Raw genomic sequence first — 14,565 nt, forward strand, 5'->3', positions numbered from 1 at the left:
TTGCCGTCACGGCTGTCCGGTTGTGCCAACGATGTCCGGATCGGCGGGTGATCCGGGCCGCTGCCCAGGTCGGTGGTCGGTGGCGGAAATGGGCAGCGTGCCATCGGCGTTGAACGGATACGATGACTGCAACGTCCGTACGCCGCGACCAGCCGGGAAGTTCCCGCTGGCACCGCGACACCGAGATCGGAAGCAGGTGGCACAGGGCTTCGGGCCCGACCCATGACCGGTACCCCACCCCCGGGGCAGGCCCGGGTGCAGACCAGGATCACGGTTCCTGACCCCAAGATCATGGTTAACCTGCTCGGCGCGGGCGACGAGATCCTGCGGCTGATCGAGCGGTCGATCCCCAGCGACGTGCACGTCCGGGGAAACGAGATCACCCTCACCGGTGCTCCCGGTGACAACGCCTTCGCCTCGCGGCTCTTCACCGAGCTGCTTGAGTTGATCGAGAAGGGCGAGACGCTGACCACCGACGCCGTGCGGCGTACCCTCGGCATGATCGAACAGGGCGGCACCGAGCGCCCCGCCGAGGTGCTGACGCTCAACATCCTGTCCCGGCGCGGCCGGACCATCCGGCCCAAGACGCTGGGCCAGAAGCGGTACGTCGACGCGATCGACGGTAAGACGATCGTCTTCGGCATCGGCCCGGCCGGCACCGGCAAGACCTACCTGGCGATGGCCAAGGCCGTGCAGGCGCTCCAGGCCAAGCAGGTGAACCGGATCATCCTGACCCGCCCGGCGGTCGAGGCCGGCGAGCGGCTCGGCTTCCTGCCCGGCACCCTGCACGAGAAGATCGACCCCTACCTGCGTCCGCTCTACGACGCGCTGCACGACATGCTCGACCCGGACTCCATCCCGAAGCTGATGGCCGCCGGGACGATCGAGGTCGCGCCGCTGGCATATATGCGGGGCCGTGCACAGCCGTACGATGCGCGGGTTCTGACTCCAGAGGGATTCAAGCCGTTCGGTTCACTTCAGATCGGTGATCTGGTCATCGGCTCGAACGGCACGCCCACGCCGGTGATCGGCATCTACCCGCAGGGGCCCAAGCAGGTCTACCGGGTTACCACTCAGGACGGCGCGTCCACCCTGTGCTGCGGTGAGCACCTCTGGACGGTCGCGACACCCGAGGATAAGCGACGCGGCCGCCAGCGCACCCTCGAAACGCAGGAGATGATCGGCAAGGAGCGGCGTGGCTACATCCACCGCTACGAACTCCCGGTCGTGGCACCCGTGCAGATGGAGCCGCAGGAGGTTCCGCTCGACCCGTACGCCCTCGGTCTGCTGCTCGGCGACGGCTCCATCTCGTGCCGGGCGACGCCGGGATTCACCACGGCGGACCCGGAGCTGGCGGTCGCGCTCGAGGCGGCGCTTCCCGGCATCGAACTCGTCCGCAAGGGTGACATCGACTACGTCCTCCGGCACGTCAACGGTGGCCGTGGTGGCGTGATCGTCGCCAATCCGGTGACCGTCGCGCTCCGCGAACTGGAGCTGGCCGGGACCACCTCCGGCACCAAGTTCGTGCCGGAGGTGTACAAGCGCAACGGCGTCGACATCCGCCTGGCCGTGCTCCAGGGGTTGCTGGACACGGACGGCGGGCCGGTCGTCCAGCCGGGGCGCACCTGCCGGGTGCAGTACTCGACGACATCCGCCCGGCTGCGCGACGACGTCATCTATCTGGTCCAGTCGCTCGGTGGGGTGGCTTCCTGGCGGGTTCGGGCGGCGGAGGGGCGCAAGCCCGGCCTCGCGAACGGTCGCGCGGTTCCGTACCGGGCGGACGCCTACGTCGTGGAGATCCGGCTGCCGGAGGGGATCGCCCCGTTCCGGTTGGACCGCAAGCGCCGGCTCTACGATGCGCACGGGGGCGGCCGGCCGATGCGTTTCATCGATTCGATCCTCCCCGCCGGGGTGCAGGAGACGATGTGCATCCAGGTCGCGGCGGAGGACTCGCTGTACGTCACCGACCACTTCCTGGTCACCCACAACACGCTCAATGACGCCTTCATCATCCTCGACGAGGCGCAGAACACCACGCCCGAGCAGATGAAGATGTTCCTCACCCGGCTCGGCTTCGGCTCCAAGATCGTGGTGACCGGTGACGTGACCCAGGTCGACCTCCCCGGCGGCACGACCAGCGGGCTGCGCGCCGTGCGCGAGATCCTGGAGGGCGTGGAGGACGTGCACTTCTCCCAGCTCTCCAGTTCCGACGTCGTGCGGCACCGGCTGGTCAGTGACATCGTGGACGCGTACGCCCGCTGGGACGCCGAGCGGGAGTCCCAGCAGCAGGGCCAGGGCGTGCACGCCGTACCGGGGCGGACCGCGCACGGCGGCCGGGCCGGCCGGCGCCGCTAGTCCGGCCGACAGTGCAGTCACCACAGCTTCTGACAGTCCAACAGGGGAACCAGGTGTCCATCGAGATCGCCAACGAGTCGGGGAGCGCCGTCGACACCGACGCCGTGCTCGCCGTGGCCCGGCACGCCCTCGACGAGATGGGAGTGAACTCCCTCGCCGAGCTGTCGGTGTTGCTCGTCGACGTCGACTACATGACCGAGCTGAACCACCGCTGGATGGGTGGGGACGGCCCCACGGACGTGCTCGCCTTCCCGATGGACGAGGGCAGCGTCGACCACGGGCCCGGCGAGGTCAACGGCGGTGAGCCGGCACTCCTCGGCGACATCGTGCTCTGTCCGGAGGTCGCCGCCAAGCAGGCCGCCGCCGCCGGGCACTCGGCCGCCGACGAGCTGCACCTGCTCACCGTGCACGGCGTACTGCACCTGCTCGGCTACGACCATGCCGAACCGGAGGAGGAACGGGAGATGTTCGCGCTACAGGCGCGGCTCCTGGACAGTTGGCGCGCGGCGCGGGTCCAGTGATGCCTGGTCATTTAGCCGCGCTGCCCGCGTCGCTGGCGTCGTCCGTCAGCGGTCCGGGTGGCCTGCCCGACATCCAGTTGCTCTTCCTCGCCGCCGGGCTGGTGGTGCTCGCCGGGATCTTCGCGATGGCCGACGCCGCGCTCGCCGCCGTCTCCCCGGCCCAGGCCGGCGAGCTGGCCCGGGACGGCGTACGCGGCGCGCGTACCCTCCAGGTCGTCGCCGCCGACGCGGTCCGGCACATCAACCTGCTGCTGTTGCTGCGGCTGCTCTGTGAACTGACCGCGACCGTCCTGGTCGCGCTGGTCGCGGTGGACACCTTCGGCGCCGGCTGGACCGCCGCCCTGGTCACCGCCGGGGCGATGACCCTGGTCAGCTTCGTGGTGGTCGGCGTGGCGCCGCGCACCATCGGCCGGCAGCACGCCTACACGGTCGGCCGGGCCACCGCGCCGCTGGTCCGCTGGCTGGGCCGGGTGCTCAACCCGCTCGCCTCGCTGCTGATCCTGATCGGCAACGCGGTGACCCCGGGGCGCGGCTTCCGGGAGGGCCCGTTCGCCACCCAGGTCGAGCTGCGCGAGCTGGTCGACCTCGCCGAGCAGCGCGGCGTCGTGGAGCACGGCGAACGGCAGATGATCCACTCCGTCTTCGCGCTCGGCGACACCATCGTCCGCGAGGTGATGGTGCCGCGTACCGAGATGGTCTGGATCGAGGCGCACAAGAAGCTGCCGCAGGCGCTGGTGCTCTTCCTCCGATCCGGCTTCTCCCGGATTCCGGTGATCGGCGACAGCGTCGACGACGTGCTCGGGGTGCTCTACCTCAAGGACGTGATCCGGCAGACCCAGGGCGGCGACCCCGACGCCGGCGGGCGGCCGGTCTCCGACGTGATGCGTGCCGCCACCTTCGTGCCCGAGTCGAAGCCCGTCGACGATCTGCTCTCCGAGATGCAGGCGGCCCGCACCCACATGGTGATCGTCGTCGACGAGTACGGCGGCACCGGCGGGCTGGTCACCATCGAGGACATCCTGGAGGAGATCGTCGGCGAGATCACCGACGAGTACGACGTCGAGCGGCCGCCCATCGAGCACCTCGACGACGAGCAGGTGCGGGTCACCGCCCGGCTGCCGGTGGAGGATCTCGGCGAGCTCTTCGACGTCGAGCTGCCGACCGACGAGGTGGAGACGGTCGGCGGGCTGCTCGCCCAGGCCCTCGGCCGGGTGCCGCTGCCCGGCGCCTCGGCCGACGTGGGCGGGCTGCGGCTGGTCGCCGAGGGTACCACCGGCCGGCGCAACCACATCGACTCCGTACTGGTCCGCCGGCTCACCGAGGCCGACGAGCCGGAGCAGCCGCAGACCCGCACCGACCCCGAACTCCGGGGCGCACAGAGCACCCGGGAGCAGCACTCCCGGGCCGAGGAGAGGCAACCCGCAGATGCCTGAACCGTCCGCCGTGCCGACCACGCAGGTCGGCGGACACACCCCGTCGGCAACGGTCGAGCTGACCGCCGAGGACGCCAAGCTGGTGGTGCTGGCCCGGGGCGCCCGGGCCCGGATCGGCGCGGTCGAGGGCGCGGCAGTACGCGACCAGGACGGCCGGACGTACGCCGCCGCCAGCGTCTCACTGCCGTCGCTGACCATCACCGCGCTGCAGCTCGCGGTCGCCTCGGCGGTCGCCGCCGGAGCCATCCGGCTGGAGGCCGGTGCGGTGGTGACCGAGGCGTCGACGCTGGACGGCGCCGGGCACGCCGCCGTCCGGGACCTCGCCGCGGACGCGCCGATCCACGTGGCCGCTCCGGACGGCACCCTGCTCGGCACGGTGCTGGAGTGACCGCACCACGCTCCGGGCGGCGGCCGACCGCTCCGCACTCCGGCCAGCGGTCGACCCGCCAGGCGGCCGGCAACCGCTCGGGCGGCGGCGCGGCCGGCAATCGCTCGGCTGACGGCATGGCCGGCAACCGGTCGGCTGACGGTGCGGCCGGTTACCGGGCGGGGTTCGCCTGCTTCGTCGGGCGGCCGAACGCCGGCAAGTCGACGCTGACCAATGCGATCGTCGGGCAGAAGATCGCGATCACCTCCAACAAGCCGCAGACCACCCGGCACGTGATCCGCGCCGTACTGCACCGGCCCGACTCGCAGCTCGTCCTGGTCGACACCCCGGGGCTGCACCGGCCGCGTACGCTGCTCGGCGAGCGCCTCAACGACCTGGTCCGGCAGACCTGGAGCGAGGTCGACGTGATCGGGCTCTGCATCCCGGCGGACGAGCCGGTCGGCCGGGGCGACCGGTTCATCACCGGCGAGCTGGCCGAGCTGAAGGCCACGGTGCTGGCGGTGGTGACCAAGACCGACCTGGTGGACCGGAAGCGGCTGGCCGAGCAGTTGCTCGCGGTCGCCGAACTCGGCGACTTCGCCGAGGTGGTACCGGTCAGCGCCGTCTCCGGGCACCAGGTGGACACCCTGGTCGACGTGATGACCGGCTACCTGCCGTCGTCGCCGCAGCTCTATCCGGACGACATGCTCACCGACGAGCCGGAGCAGATCCTGATCGCCGAGCTGATCCGGGAGGCGGCTCTGGAGGGGGTCCGGGACGAGCTGCCGCACTCGATCGCCGTGGTGGTCGAGGAGATGATTCCCGAGGACCGGCTGATTAAGATCTACGCCGACGTCTATGTGGAACGGTCGAGCCAGAAGGCGATCGTGATCGGGGCCCGGGCCAGCCGGCTCAAGGAGGTTGGCATCCGGGCCCGGCAGCAGATCGAGGAACTGCTCGACACCAGGGTCTATCTCGACCTGCACGTCCGGGTGGCCAAGGACTGGCAGCGGGACCCGAAGCAGCTGCGCAAGCTCGGCTTCTGAATCCGCCTGCGGCCGGTCGGGGGAGGGAGCACGGATGCCGGCACGGGTACTGGTGACCGGCTCGGCCGGCCGGGTCGGGCGGCTGCTCCGGCCTCGGCTGGCCGGCCCCGAGCGGATTCTGCGGCTGCTCGATGTCGCCGAGCAGCCTCCGGCGGCACCCGGCGAACCGGTGGAGATCGTCCGTGCCGACCTCTTCGACCCGGCGGCTCTGGCCACGGCCTGTGCCGGAGTCGACGCCGTACTGCACCTGGCGGCGATTCCCGGTGAGGATGGTTTCGCGGAACTGCTCCGGACGAACGTGGCGGGTACCCAGTGCCTGCTGGAGGCGGCCCGGGCGGCCGGGGTACCCCGGGTGGTGCTCGCCTCGTCGATCCACGCCGCCGGCTGGTACCGCCGGGCCGGCAGCAGCCCGGAGCCGGCCGGGGTACCGGCACCGACCGGGCCGGACGGGGTGCCGGCGGCGGCTCCGGCCCGCCCGAACACCTACTACGGCTGGTCCAAGGCGGCGGTCGAATCGCTCGGCAGCCTCTACGCCGACCGCTTCGGCATGACCGTCTTCGCGGTGCGGTTCGGCGCCTGCTTCCCGGAACCGCCCGGCATCAGCGCGCTGGAGAACTGGATCTCCCCGGACGACTGCGCCCGGCTGGTGGACGCCTGCCTGCGGGCAGACGCCAGCGGCTTCCGACTGCTCTGGGGAATCAGCCGGAACAGCCGCCGCTGGTGGTCGCTGGCGGAGGGGCGGGAGATCGGGTACGAGCCGGAGGACGACGCCGAGCGTTACGCCGACCGAGTGCGCCCGCTCGACGGCGAGGCCGCCACCGCCGGTCTGGTCGGCGCGCAGTTCTGTGGCTATCCGCTCGGCGAGCGGCGCTGACCCGCGGGGCATCCTGCCCGGGGTCGAGTTGCGGTGGCGGCGATCCGGGGTAGAAAGGGACCGGTGTCCCCTCCACCCGGCGACAAGTCAGGCTGATGCGAAACCGGTACTACGACCTGCTCCGCTGCCTTGCCATCGTCCGTGTCGTCGTCTACCACGTCACCGGCTGGGCCTTCCTGACCCTGGCGTTCCCCGCCATGTCGGTGATGTTCGCGCTCGCCGGGTCGTTGATGGCCAGTTCCCTCGACCGCTGGGGCACGGCCGCCGTCGGCCGTCGGCTGCGTCGGCTGCTGCCGTCGTTCTGGCTGGTGGCACTGATCTTCGTACCCGCCATGCTGCTCACCGGACTGGCGCCGTCGTGGCGGCTGGTGTTCTGGGTACTGCCGCTGGCCGATCCACCGGCCAACCCCTGGGGCGCGCTGGTGCTGAGCGTGATCTGGTACCTGCGCGACTACCTGTGGTTCGTCCTCCTCTCACCACTGGCCCTTCGGCTGTTCCGGCGCTGGCCGGTACCGACGCTGCTCGCGCCGTACCTGCTGCTCGGGGTCGTCGAGTTCGGCTATCCGGACGCGCCGGGGGTGCTCCGCGACGTGGGGCTCTACTACGGCGCCTGGCTGCTCGGTTTCGCCCAGCACGACGGGCTGCTGCGGCGGATGTCCCGCCGGCTGCTCTTCGCGGTGGCGGTGCCGGTCGGTGCGGCCGGCCTCGGCTGGATCCTCACCCACCAGGGGCCGCGCGGCTACGACCTGAACGACGTACCGCTGGGCAACGCGCTCTGGTCGGTCGCCTTCGTACTGCTGGTCTTCGGGCTGGCCCCGTCGGCCGCCGCCTGGGTCGACCGATGGGCGCCGTTCGGCCGGACGGTGACCGTGCTGAACAGCCGGGCGCTGACGGTCTATCTCTGGCACATGCCCTTCGTGATCGTTCTGGGTGAGCTCCTCTCCGGGTGGGGGCTGGCCCATTCCTCCGCGCTCGGCCTGGCGGCCCGGCTGGCCGCCGTCGCGGTGCTGGTAGCGGTCGCGGTCGTGCTCTTCGGCTGGGTCGAGGATCTGGCGGCGCGGCGACCGCCGTGCCTGCTGCCCGGCGGTACTGCCGGGGCACCGTCCGGTGGCACCGCCCGGGCGTCGACCGGTGGCCCGGTCGGGGCGTCGGCCGACGCCGCGCAGCCGGGTGCGGAGGACCTCGTGCCGAGTACGCCGACCAGCGGGCCCGCCGGCCTCAGTTCGACCGGACGGTGATGTCGCCGCTACCGGTCCGTACGTCGAGTACCGACTCCGCGGCCGGGTCGTCCGGCACCGTCACGTCGACGTCGCCCGAGTCGGCGTGCGCCCGTACCCGGTAGTCGCCGGCCGGGACGGTCAGCTCGATCGAGCCGCTCGACGCGCTGGCCTGGACCGAGCCGGCGGTGCCGAGGGTCAGCCTGATGTCGCCGGACCCCGTCTGCGCGTTCACCTTGCCGGCACCCAACGAGCGGCCCTCGATCGACCCCGAGCCGGCCCGTGCCGTGACGGTGCCGGGCAGCCGGTCGAGCGTGATGTCCCCGGAACCGGTCTCGACGCGTACCGCACCGCTGGCATCGGTCACCGCGATGTCGCCCGAGCCGACCTTGATGTCCACCTCGGTCAGCGCGGTCAGGGCGATGTCACCGGAGCCGTTCTCGCCGTGCAACGCGATGCCGGCCGGGGCGAGGATGTCGTAGGACACCCCGCAGTGCCTGCCGCAGTCGGTGTCCAGGACGAGCGTCGTACCGTCGATCCGGTAGGTGGCGTCGCTCGGCTCGGGGCCACGGTACTGCACCACCCGCTTGATCCGGACGTTCTGCACCGCTCCGGTGCGTACCGTCACGTCCCCGGAGCCGGGGAGCACCTCGACCTCGGTGATCTTCACGTCCTCGGTGCGGTCGTAGGTGAGGCGCTGTTCGGCGAGGCCGTCGCAGCCGGCCAGGGCGACCATGGCGACCAGGGCGAGCCCGCCGGTCAGGGCGGTGGTCCGGGAAACCAGCATTGTCGAAGGGTATGGCGCCGGCCGTCCGCCGGGCATCCGGGTCCGCCACCTACCCACCCCGATCCGGACCCTGAGAACCGTCTCAGGGTCGCACCCGGAAACCGCGGCCCGGGACCGGGCGTCCAGGACCGGACGTGCCCCGGGACCGGGCCGCCGGCCGGATGTGCCGGCAGGGAACAATGGGTGGATGCCCGGGTACCGCCGACAGCTGTACCGCGACGACGCGGTGGTGCTGCGCGTCCAGAAGCTCGGCGAGTCCGACCGGATCATCACCCTGCTGACCCGCCGGCACGGCCGGCTGCGGGCGGTGGCCCGGGGGGTCCGCCGGACCACCTCGCGGTTCGGCGCCCGGCTGGAGCCGTTCGGCCACGTCGACCTCCAGATCGCCGGTGACCCCAAGGGCGAGCAGGGCAGTTCGCTGCACTCGATCAGCCAGGTCGAGGGGATCCGGCTCTACGGCAAGGCGTTCGTCGCCGACTATCCCCGCTACACGGCGGCGAGCGCGATCGCCGAGACGGCGGAGCGGCTCACCCCGGTCGAGCGGGAGCCGTCGCTGCGGCTGTTCCAGCTCACCCTGGGCGGGCTGCGCGCACTCGCCGACGGGGAGCACGCCAGCACCCTGGTGCTGGACGCCTACCTGTTGCGCGGGATGGGGCTGGCCGGTTGGGCGCCGGCGCTGGTCGCCTGCGCCGTCTGCGGTACGCCGGGCCGGCACGGCGCGTTCTCCGTACCCGCCGGGGGCTGTGTCTGCCCGGACTGCCGCCCACCCGGCGCTGCCCACCCGGCGCCGGCCACCCTCGACCTGATGACCGCGCTCGTCTCCGGCGACTGGCGGACGGCGGACGCCGCCGAGCCGCCGCACCGCCGGGAGTGCAGCGGGCTGGTGGCGGCACACCTGCAATGGCATCTGGAGCGGGGGTTACGCTCGTTGCCGCTGGTCGACAGGGGAGCGATCGGCGAGCGTACGGAACGGGTGCGGCCCGCCCCGCGACCCGGCCCGGCGGACGTAGCGAAGGAAGCGCAGTGATCCGAGCGATGACCAACCGGGCCCGCCGGGCGCCGGTCCCACCGACCCCGCACCCGTCCGGGGCCCGGCCTCCGGCGCTGCCGGCCGAGGCGCTGCCGAAGCACGTGGCGGTGGTGATGGACGGCAACGGGCGGTGGGCCAAGCAGCGCGGACTGCCCCGCACCAAGGGTCACGAGCAGGGCGAGTACTCCCTCTTCGACACGATCGAGGGCGCAATCGAACTCGGCATCCCCTACCTTTCGGCGTACGCCTTCTCCACGGAGAACTGGCGGCGGTCGCCGGAGGAGGTCCGCTTCCTGATGGGCTTCAACCGGGAGGTCATCCGGCGCCGCCGTGACCAGTTGGTGGAGCTCGGGGTCCGGGTGGTCTGGTCCGGGCGGGCCGGCCGGCTCTGGAAGAGCGTGATCTCGGAGTTGCAGACGGCCGAGGAGATGTCCCGAGGGAACTCGACGCTGACCCTGCAGTTCTGTGTCAACTACGGGGGGCAGGCCGAAATCGCCGACGCCGCCGCCGCGATCGCCCGGGACGTCGCCGCCGGCAGGGTGGACCCGGCAAAGGTCAACGAGAAGATGATTTCCCGGTACCTCTACCACCCCGAGGTGCCGCCGGTCGACATGTTCCTCCGTCCCTCCGGCGAACAGCGCATCTCGAACTTCCTGCTCTGGCAGAGCGCGTACGCCGAGCTGGTCTACCTGGACACCCTCTGGCCGGACTTCGACCGCCGCCACCTCTGGTACGCCTGTGAGCTGTACGCCCAGCGGGACCGCCGGTTCGGTGGTGCCCTGCCCAACCCGGTCGCACCCGGGCCGGCGCTGGGCTGACCGACCGACCGACCGACCGACCGACCGGACGCCGCCGGCCGTCGATGCGGTGACCAGCGCAACTCCGAGCCGGAAAACAGGTGCGTCCGGGCAACGGCCCGGGTTATGGTCTCGGCATGCGGTACTGATGCCCCCTTCAACCGAGCCGACCCGCCCGCCTGTTCTGCGCGGCGCGGGTGTGAGCGCCCCGGGCGTCCGTGCCGTTCCGCTTTTCTGGCGACCCGTCACCGAATCGGTGACACCTCCGCGAACGGACTCCCGCAGATCCCATTCCCGCGCCGTTGCTGCCGTGCGCGCAGGGCGGTCCGACCAGGAGGAGAGAACACCGTATGCCTGCCAACCGAAAGTCTAGGAAGACCACCGGCTCGACCGGAACCGGCTCCCCAGCCCGGGTCGGCCGGCCCGAGGACGACTCGATCGAACTCGCCACCCCGATCGTGTTGCCGGGTGACGACGACACTCCGGCGCCGCAGCGACCGATGGCGCCGAAGGCCGGTCCGACGATCCGCAACGGCGGTGGCCCGGCCGGGGTCGGACGTGGCCGGGGCGCCGCGTCGGCCCGCCGGTACGCCTTCCGGCGCAGCTGAGTCGCCGTACGCCCCGGCCCGATCCCAGGCCGGGGCGTTTATTGACGGCGGGGGTCGTGGCGCTTAAGCGCCAAGACCCCCGGCCCTCCCGGTTGGGACGTGCCAGCCCACGCCGGGGACCATCACGGCCAGGCCCTCGGCCGCCAGTGCGTCCATCGCCTTGGATGCGGTCTCTCGGGCTACGCCGTGGGTCTGGGTCAGCGTCTTCTCTGACGGGAGCCGGCTCCCCGGCGGGTACTGGCCGGCCTCGATCGCCGCACGCAGGATCGCCGCGAGTTGCCGGTATCGCGGCACCGGTGACATCGGGTCGATCTCTGTAGCCATGCCCTTCATCATCAGGGGCGACCCGAGCACCCACGGCAATAACGGCACCCAGGGCACCCTAGGCAACCTAGGCGGCGTGGCGGTAAAGTCCCGGTCAGTACCCAGACAAGGCGGCCCCGAGCGGCGCGGACACGCCAACCCGGGGCCTTGATCGGACACGGGAGGTCCGACCCGATGAACAGTTTTCCCCGCCCCGCCAGACGAACCCCCATCCGCCCGCCTGATGGCGCTCTACCCGCCAGGCAAGAGCCCTGTCATCGACCGGGCGGAGAACGCGCTCCGGGCGTTCGAGGCCACCGACCGGCCCAGCGCCGGACGTCTGCTCTCCATGTGGGCACACACTCCGGCGCTGTCCCGCCGGGAGCGGGCCGCCGTGCTGGCGCGGTTCGATCCCACCGGTTCGAGCGGAAGGCCGGTCTCGTGACGATCCTGGCGATCGGCCCGCGTGAGCTGCCGAAGGCGGACACGGTGGAGGTGTGGTTTGACGCGGGTTCCGGCACGACGGGGCAGCGCGTCATGATCCCCGTGACACGGCTGACCCTCTCCGAGCACGACCGGGGGGAGGGTCGGACGGCACTGTACGAGTACGAGCCGTACTACTGCCGGGGCTGATCCGAACAGCTCCCGACACGCGGAACCCCCGGCCAGAGAATCGGCCGCGGGTTCCGTCGTTTCCACAGTTCAGAACGGCCGGCGGGTCGGTACGGCCCGCGACACCGCGCCGGTGGCCGGCCGGGTGCTGCTGGGCATCTTCTCCGAGCCGGCCCCGGAGCGGGATCCGTTCCACCGGGTCGCGTACGGAAACATCGAGATCGCCACCCTGGGCTGACTGTGGGACCGGCCGGCCCCGGGCGGCACCGCACCGGCCGGCTCAGCCGACCAGTGGCCGGAAGGTGCCCAGCGCGACGCTGACCGCGAGCGCCCCGCCGGCCAGCGCCACCGCCCCGAGGATGAGTGCGGCATCGGCCGCGGTGAACCGCTGTCGGCGCGCCGACGTACGCGGCGTGCCCGAGTCGAAGCCCCGCGCGTCCATCGCGGTGGCCAACCGGGTACCCCGGCGGATCGCCCCGACCAGCAGGGCGAACCCGGTCGAGCCGAACAGCCGCAGCCGGGCCAGCGGGTTCCGTCCGGCGTCGACGCCCCGGGCCCGCCGGGCCAGGGTCAACATCCGCCACTCCAGGCCGAGCAGTGGCACCAGCCTGAACGCCGCCAGCGCCCCGATCGCGAACCGGGGCGATGCCTTGACGTTCTGGATGAGCGCGTCCGTCAGGTCGGTGGGATCGGTGGTGGCGAAGACGAGTACGCCGGGTAGCGCCACCGCGATCACCCGCAGTGCCATCCCCAGCGCGGTGGCCAGTACCCCGGTGGTGATCTCCACCGGCCCGACCAGCCACAGCAGGCTGCCGGTCCGCTCGGCGGCGAAGAGCACCAGGGTGCAGAGGATGCCGAGGGCGCTGAGCAGCAGCGGCCAGGCCCGGCGGGCCAGTTCGGTGTACCGGACGCCGAAGAGTGGCACCACGGCCAGCTCGAACCCGATCGCCACCGCCGGGGCCACCGGATCGACCGTGGCGATCAGCGCCACCGAGACGACCAGCGCAGCGGCGACCTTGGCCACCGGATTGCGCCGGGCCAGCGCCGCGTGCGGGGCGGCGATCGGCTGGTACGGGATCATCGGTCCCGCCCGGCCGATCCGGTGCCGGCCCGCTCCACCGGCCGCTCCGACGCGTCGTCGCCGGGCCGTCGGGGTCGCTCCGACGCGTCGTCGCTGGGCTGCCGGGGTCGCTCCGACGCGTCGTCGCGGAGCCGGAGCGTCCGGTCGGCGAGCGCGGCGACGAAGTCGGCGTCGTGGGTGACGGTGACGATGCCGTGCCCGTCGTCGCGCAGCTCGGCGAGCAGCTCGACCAGTTCGAGCCAGGTACGTCGGTCCTGGCCGAAGGTCGGCTCGTCCAGGATGAGCAGCCGGGGTGCGGTGGCCAGCGCCGTCGCCACGCTCAGCCGCCGCGCCTGGCCGCCGGAGAGGGTGTACGGGTTGGCCGCCGCCAGCCGGTCCAGCCGGAGCCGGGCCAGCAGCTCGTCCACCACCGACCGGACCACCGCCTCCGGCCGACCGGCCCGACGCGGCCCGAGCGCCAGCTCCTCGAAGACGGTGGTGCGGACGAACTGGTGCTCCGGGTCCTGGAAGACCGAGCCGATCCGGTCGGCCAGCACCGGTGCCCGCCACCGGTGCGGTGCGGTGCCGGCGTGCCGGCCGGCCAGTGTCTCGGTGGCCGAGAGCCGGCCGGCGCCGGGCCGGAGCAGCCCGCCGAGCAGCAGCGCCAGGGTGGACTTGCCAGCACCGTTCGGGCCGAGCACCGCGAGCGCCTCGCCGGCACGTACCCGCAGATCGGTGCTTGCCAGCCGGGGTGGCAGGCCGAGCCGGTCGGCGGCGAGCAACACCGCACCGGGACCGCTCGTGGACCGGCGCGGTGCCGGCGGCGGCCCGGGCACCCAGACCCCGGCGGCGGCCAGCTCCGCGCCGTGTGCCGCGAAGACCTCACCCGGAGCGCCGTCGGCACACACCCCGGCACCCGGTTCGAGTACCACCACCCGGTCGACCAGCGGCAGCGCCTCCGACACCCGGTGCTCTACCAGGATCAGCGTGGTGTCGTCGTCGACCGCCGACCGGACCGCCTCCCGGACCAGCGCGGCGCCGGCCGGGTCCAGGTTGGCGGTCGGCTCGTCCAGCAGCAGCAGCCCGGGCCGCAGCGCCAGCACCCCGGCCAGGGCGAGCCGCTGCTGCTCGCCGCCGGAGAGCGCGGCGGTGGACCGGTCCGGGCCGTACGGGAAGCCGACCCGGTCCAGCGCCTCGGTGACCCGGTGCCAGATCTCCTCCGCCGGTACCCCCCGGTTCTCCAGGCCGAACGCCACGTCGTCGCCGGAGCGGGCCATCACCAGCTGGGTCTGCGGGTCCTGGAAGACGATGCCGACCCGCTCCCGGGCCTTGCGCGGATCGAGCCCGTCGATCTCGACGCTGCCGGACTGCTCGCCGGAGTCCTCGGCGAGCAGTCCGGCCAGCGCCGCGAGCAGGGTGCTCTTGCCGGAACCGGAGGCGCCGAGCAGGAGTACCCGCTCGCCGTGCCCGATCCGCAGGTCGACGTCGCGGACCGCCCAGGCCCGGCGGCCGGCGTGCCGCCAGCCGAAGCCGCGTAGCCGCACCTCGCTCACGA

Annotated in this window: 15 protein-coding genes and 3 pseudogenes; 14 read left to right on the plus strand and 4 right to left on the minus strand. The window is 72.4% G+C overall.

The features are described from left to right. Window positions 1–222: 222 nt before the first annotated feature. The 9 genes and pseudogenes from ABNF97_RS19865 to ABNF97_RS19905 all read left to right on the plus strand — a co-directional run. Window positions 223–969 (plus strand): annotated as a pseudogene (locus ABNF97_RS19865) (PhoH family protein); the annotation flags it as partial. A gap of 273 nt (window positions 970–1,242) precedes the next feature. Then, window positions 1,243–1,722 (plus strand): annotated as a pseudogene (locus ABNF97_RS19870) (LAGLIDADG family homing endonuclease); the annotation flags it as partial. A 90-nt stretch (window positions 1,723–1,812) separates the two neighbouring features. Then, window positions 1,813–2,355: pseudogene (locus ABNF97_RS19875) on the plus strand (PhoH family protein); the annotation flags it as partial. 53 nt (window positions 2,356–2,408) lie between these two features. Beyond that, entirely contained in the window at window positions 2,409–2,876 is a 468-nt protein-coding gene (gene ybeY, locus ABNF97_RS19880; RefSeq protein WP_130461047.1) for an rRNA maturation RNase YbeY, read from the plus strand. Further along, window positions 2,876–4,309 (plus strand): CNNM domain-containing protein, encoded by a 1,434-nt coding sequence (locus tag ABNF97_RS19885; protein ID WP_130461046.1) that lies wholly within the window; start codon window positions 2,876–2,878, stop codon window positions 4,307–4,309. Before ybeY ends, ABNF97_RS19885 begins: the two co-directional genes overlap by 1 nt. After that, entirely contained in the window at window positions 4,302–4,697 is a 396-nt protein-coding gene (locus tag ABNF97_RS19890; RefSeq protein WP_349339386.1) for a cytidine deaminase-like protein, read from the plus strand. The genes ABNF97_RS19885 and ABNF97_RS19890 overlap by 8 nt, the downstream gene beginning before the upstream one ends. A gap of 116 nt (window positions 4,698–4,813) precedes the next feature. Further along, a complete protein-coding gene (era, locus tag ABNF97_RS19895) occupies window positions 4,814–5,722 on the plus strand; it encodes a GTPase Era (protein ID WP_349339435.1) in 909 nt (302 codons plus the stop codon). Window positions 5,723–5,756: 34 nt separating this feature from the next. After that, window positions 5,757–6,596, plus strand: a complete 840-nt coding sequence (locus ABNF97_RS19900) for an NAD-dependent epimerase/dehydratase family protein (RefSeq protein WP_130461044.1) — start codon at window positions 5,757–5,759, stop codon at window positions 6,594–6,596. 95 nt (window positions 6,597–6,691) lie between these two features. Further along, the gene (locus ABNF97_RS19905; protein WP_349339387.1) at window positions 6,692–7,834 is read left to right on the plus strand and encodes an acyltransferase family protein; all 1,143 of its coding nucleotides are present in this window, start codon (window positions 6,692–6,694) and stop codon (window positions 7,832–7,834) included. On the opposite strand, the gene ABNF97_RS19910 is transcribed toward ABNF97_RS19905, so the two are convergent. Then, complete coding sequence (locus tag ABNF97_RS19910; RefSeq protein WP_130461042.1) at window positions 7,815–8,600, minus strand: DUF4097 family beta strand repeat-containing protein; 786 nt, start codon at window positions 8,598–8,600, stop codon at window positions 7,815–7,817. The genes ABNF97_RS19905 and ABNF97_RS19910 overlap by 20 nt on opposite strands. 187 nt (window positions 8,601–8,787) lie before the next feature. Here ABNF97_RS19910 and recO point away from each other — a divergent pair, with 187 nt between their 5' ends. The 3 genes from recO (at window position 8,788) to ABNF97_RS19925 (ending at window position 11,035) form a co-directional block, all read left to right on the plus strand. Then, window positions 8,788–9,627, plus strand: coding sequence for a DNA repair protein RecO (gene recO / locus ABNF97_RS19915; RefSeq protein WP_130461041.1), 840 nt, complete (start codon window positions 8,788–8,790; stop codon window positions 9,625–9,627). 8 nt (window positions 9,628–9,635) lie between these two features. After that, complete coding sequence (locus ABNF97_RS19920) at window positions 9,636–10,448, plus strand: isoprenyl transferase (protein ID WP_207230701.1); 813 nt, start codon at window positions 9,636–9,638, stop codon at window positions 10,446–10,448. 329 nt (window positions 10,449–10,777) lie between these two features. Then, window positions 10,778–11,035: a hypothetical protein gene (locus ABNF97_RS19925; RefSeq protein ID WP_349339388.1), complete on the plus strand. Its 258-nt coding sequence runs from the start codon at window positions 10,778–10,780 to the stop codon at window positions 11,033–11,035. Window positions 11,036–11,098: 63 nt separating this feature from the next. Here the strand turns inward: ABNF97_RS19925 and ABNF97_RS19930 are convergent, their stop codons facing one another. Next, the gene (locus ABNF97_RS19930; protein WP_349339389.1) at window positions 11,099–11,359 is read right to left on the minus strand and encodes a GntR family transcriptional regulator; all 261 of its coding nucleotides are present in this window, start codon (window positions 11,357–11,359) and stop codon (window positions 11,099–11,101) included. Between the two features lie 223 nt (window positions 11,360–11,582). Between ABNF97_RS19930 and ABNF97_RS19935 the strand changes: the two genes are divergently transcribed. After that, the gene (locus ABNF97_RS19935; RefSeq protein ID WP_349339390.1) at window positions 11,583–11,783 is read left to right on the plus strand and encodes a hypothetical protein; all 201 of its coding nucleotides are present in this window, start codon (window positions 11,583–11,585) and stop codon (window positions 11,781–11,783) included. Beyond that, window positions 11,780–11,971, plus strand: a complete 192-nt coding sequence (locus ABNF97_RS19940; protein WP_349339391.1) for a hypothetical protein — start codon at window positions 11,780–11,782, stop codon at window positions 11,969–11,971. The genes ABNF97_RS19935 and ABNF97_RS19940 overlap by 4 nt, the downstream gene beginning before the upstream one ends. Before the next feature lie 259 nt (window positions 11,972–12,230). On the opposite strand, the gene ABNF97_RS19945 is transcribed toward ABNF97_RS19940, so the two are convergent. Then, complete coding sequence (locus ABNF97_RS19945) at window positions 12,231–13,031, minus strand: CbiQ family ECF transporter T component (protein WP_130461033.1); 801 nt, start codon at window positions 13,029–13,031, stop codon at window positions 12,231–12,233. Then, window positions 13,028–14,563 carry an ABC transporter ATP-binding protein gene (locus tag ABNF97_RS19950; RefSeq protein ID WP_349339392.1) on the minus strand — a complete coding sequence of 512 codons (1,536 nt, stop codon included), beginning with the start codon at window positions 14,561–14,563 and terminating at the stop codon, window positions 13,028–13,030. Before ABNF97_RS19950 ends, ABNF97_RS19945 begins: the two co-directional genes overlap by 4 nt. Window positions 14,564–14,565: the final 2 nt, after the last annotated feature.

Origin of the sequence: Plantactinospora sp. B6F1 (assembly GCF_040120695.1) — a bacterium.
Lineage (GTDB): Bacteria > Actinomycetota > Actinomycetes > Mycobacteriales > Micromonosporaceae > Plantactinospora.

Bases quoted from the DNA above. Each gene is read 5' to 3' on its own strand.
- ABNF97_RS19920 (WP_207230701.1), top strand. From the start codon at position 9,636: ATGACCAACCGGGCCCGCCGGGCGCCGGTCCCACCGACCCCGCACCCG.
- ABNF97_RS19885 (WP_130461046.1), top strand. From the start codon at position 2,876: ATGCCTGGTCATTTAGCCGCGCTGCCCGCGTCGCTGGCGTCGTCCGTC.
- ABNF97_RS19900 (WP_130461044.1), top strand. From the start codon at position 5,757: ATGCCGGCACGGGTACTGGTGACCGGCTCGGCCGGCCGGGTCGGGCGG.
- recO (WP_130461041.1), top strand. From the start codon at position 8,788: ATGCCCGGGTACCGCCGACAGCTGTACCGCGACGACGCGGTGGTGCTG.
- ABNF97_RS19945 (WP_130461033.1), bottom strand. From the start codon at position 13,031: ATGATCCCGTACCAGCCGATCGCCGCCCCGCACGCGGCGCTGGCCCGG.
- ABNF97_RS19905 (WP_349339387.1), top strand. From the start codon at position 6,692: ATGCGAAACCGGTACTACGACCTGCTCCGCTGCCTTGCCATCGTCCGT.
- era (WP_349339435.1), top strand. From the start codon at position 4,814: ATGGCCGGCAACCGGTCGGCTGACGGTGCGGCCGGTTACCGGGCGGGG.
- ABNF97_RS19925 (WP_349339388.1), top strand. From the start codon at position 10,778: ATGCCTGCCAACCGAAAGTCTAGGAAGACCACCGGCTCGACCGGAACC.
- ABNF97_RS19910 (WP_130461042.1), bottom strand. From the start codon at position 8,600: ATGCTGGTTTCCCGGACCACCGCCCTGACCGGCGGGCTCGCCCTGGTC.
- ABNF97_RS19890 (WP_349339386.1), top strand. From the start codon at position 4,302: ATGCCTGAACCGTCCGCCGTGCCGACCACGCAGGTCGGCGGACACACC.
- ABNF97_RS19935 (WP_349339390.1), top strand. From the start codon at position 11,583: ATGGCGCTCTACCCGCCAGGCAAGAGCCCTGTCATCGACCGGGCGGAG.
- ABNF97_RS19930 (WP_349339389.1), bottom strand. From the start codon at position 11,359: ATGGCTACAGAGATCGACCCGATGTCACCGGTGCCGCGATACCGGCAA.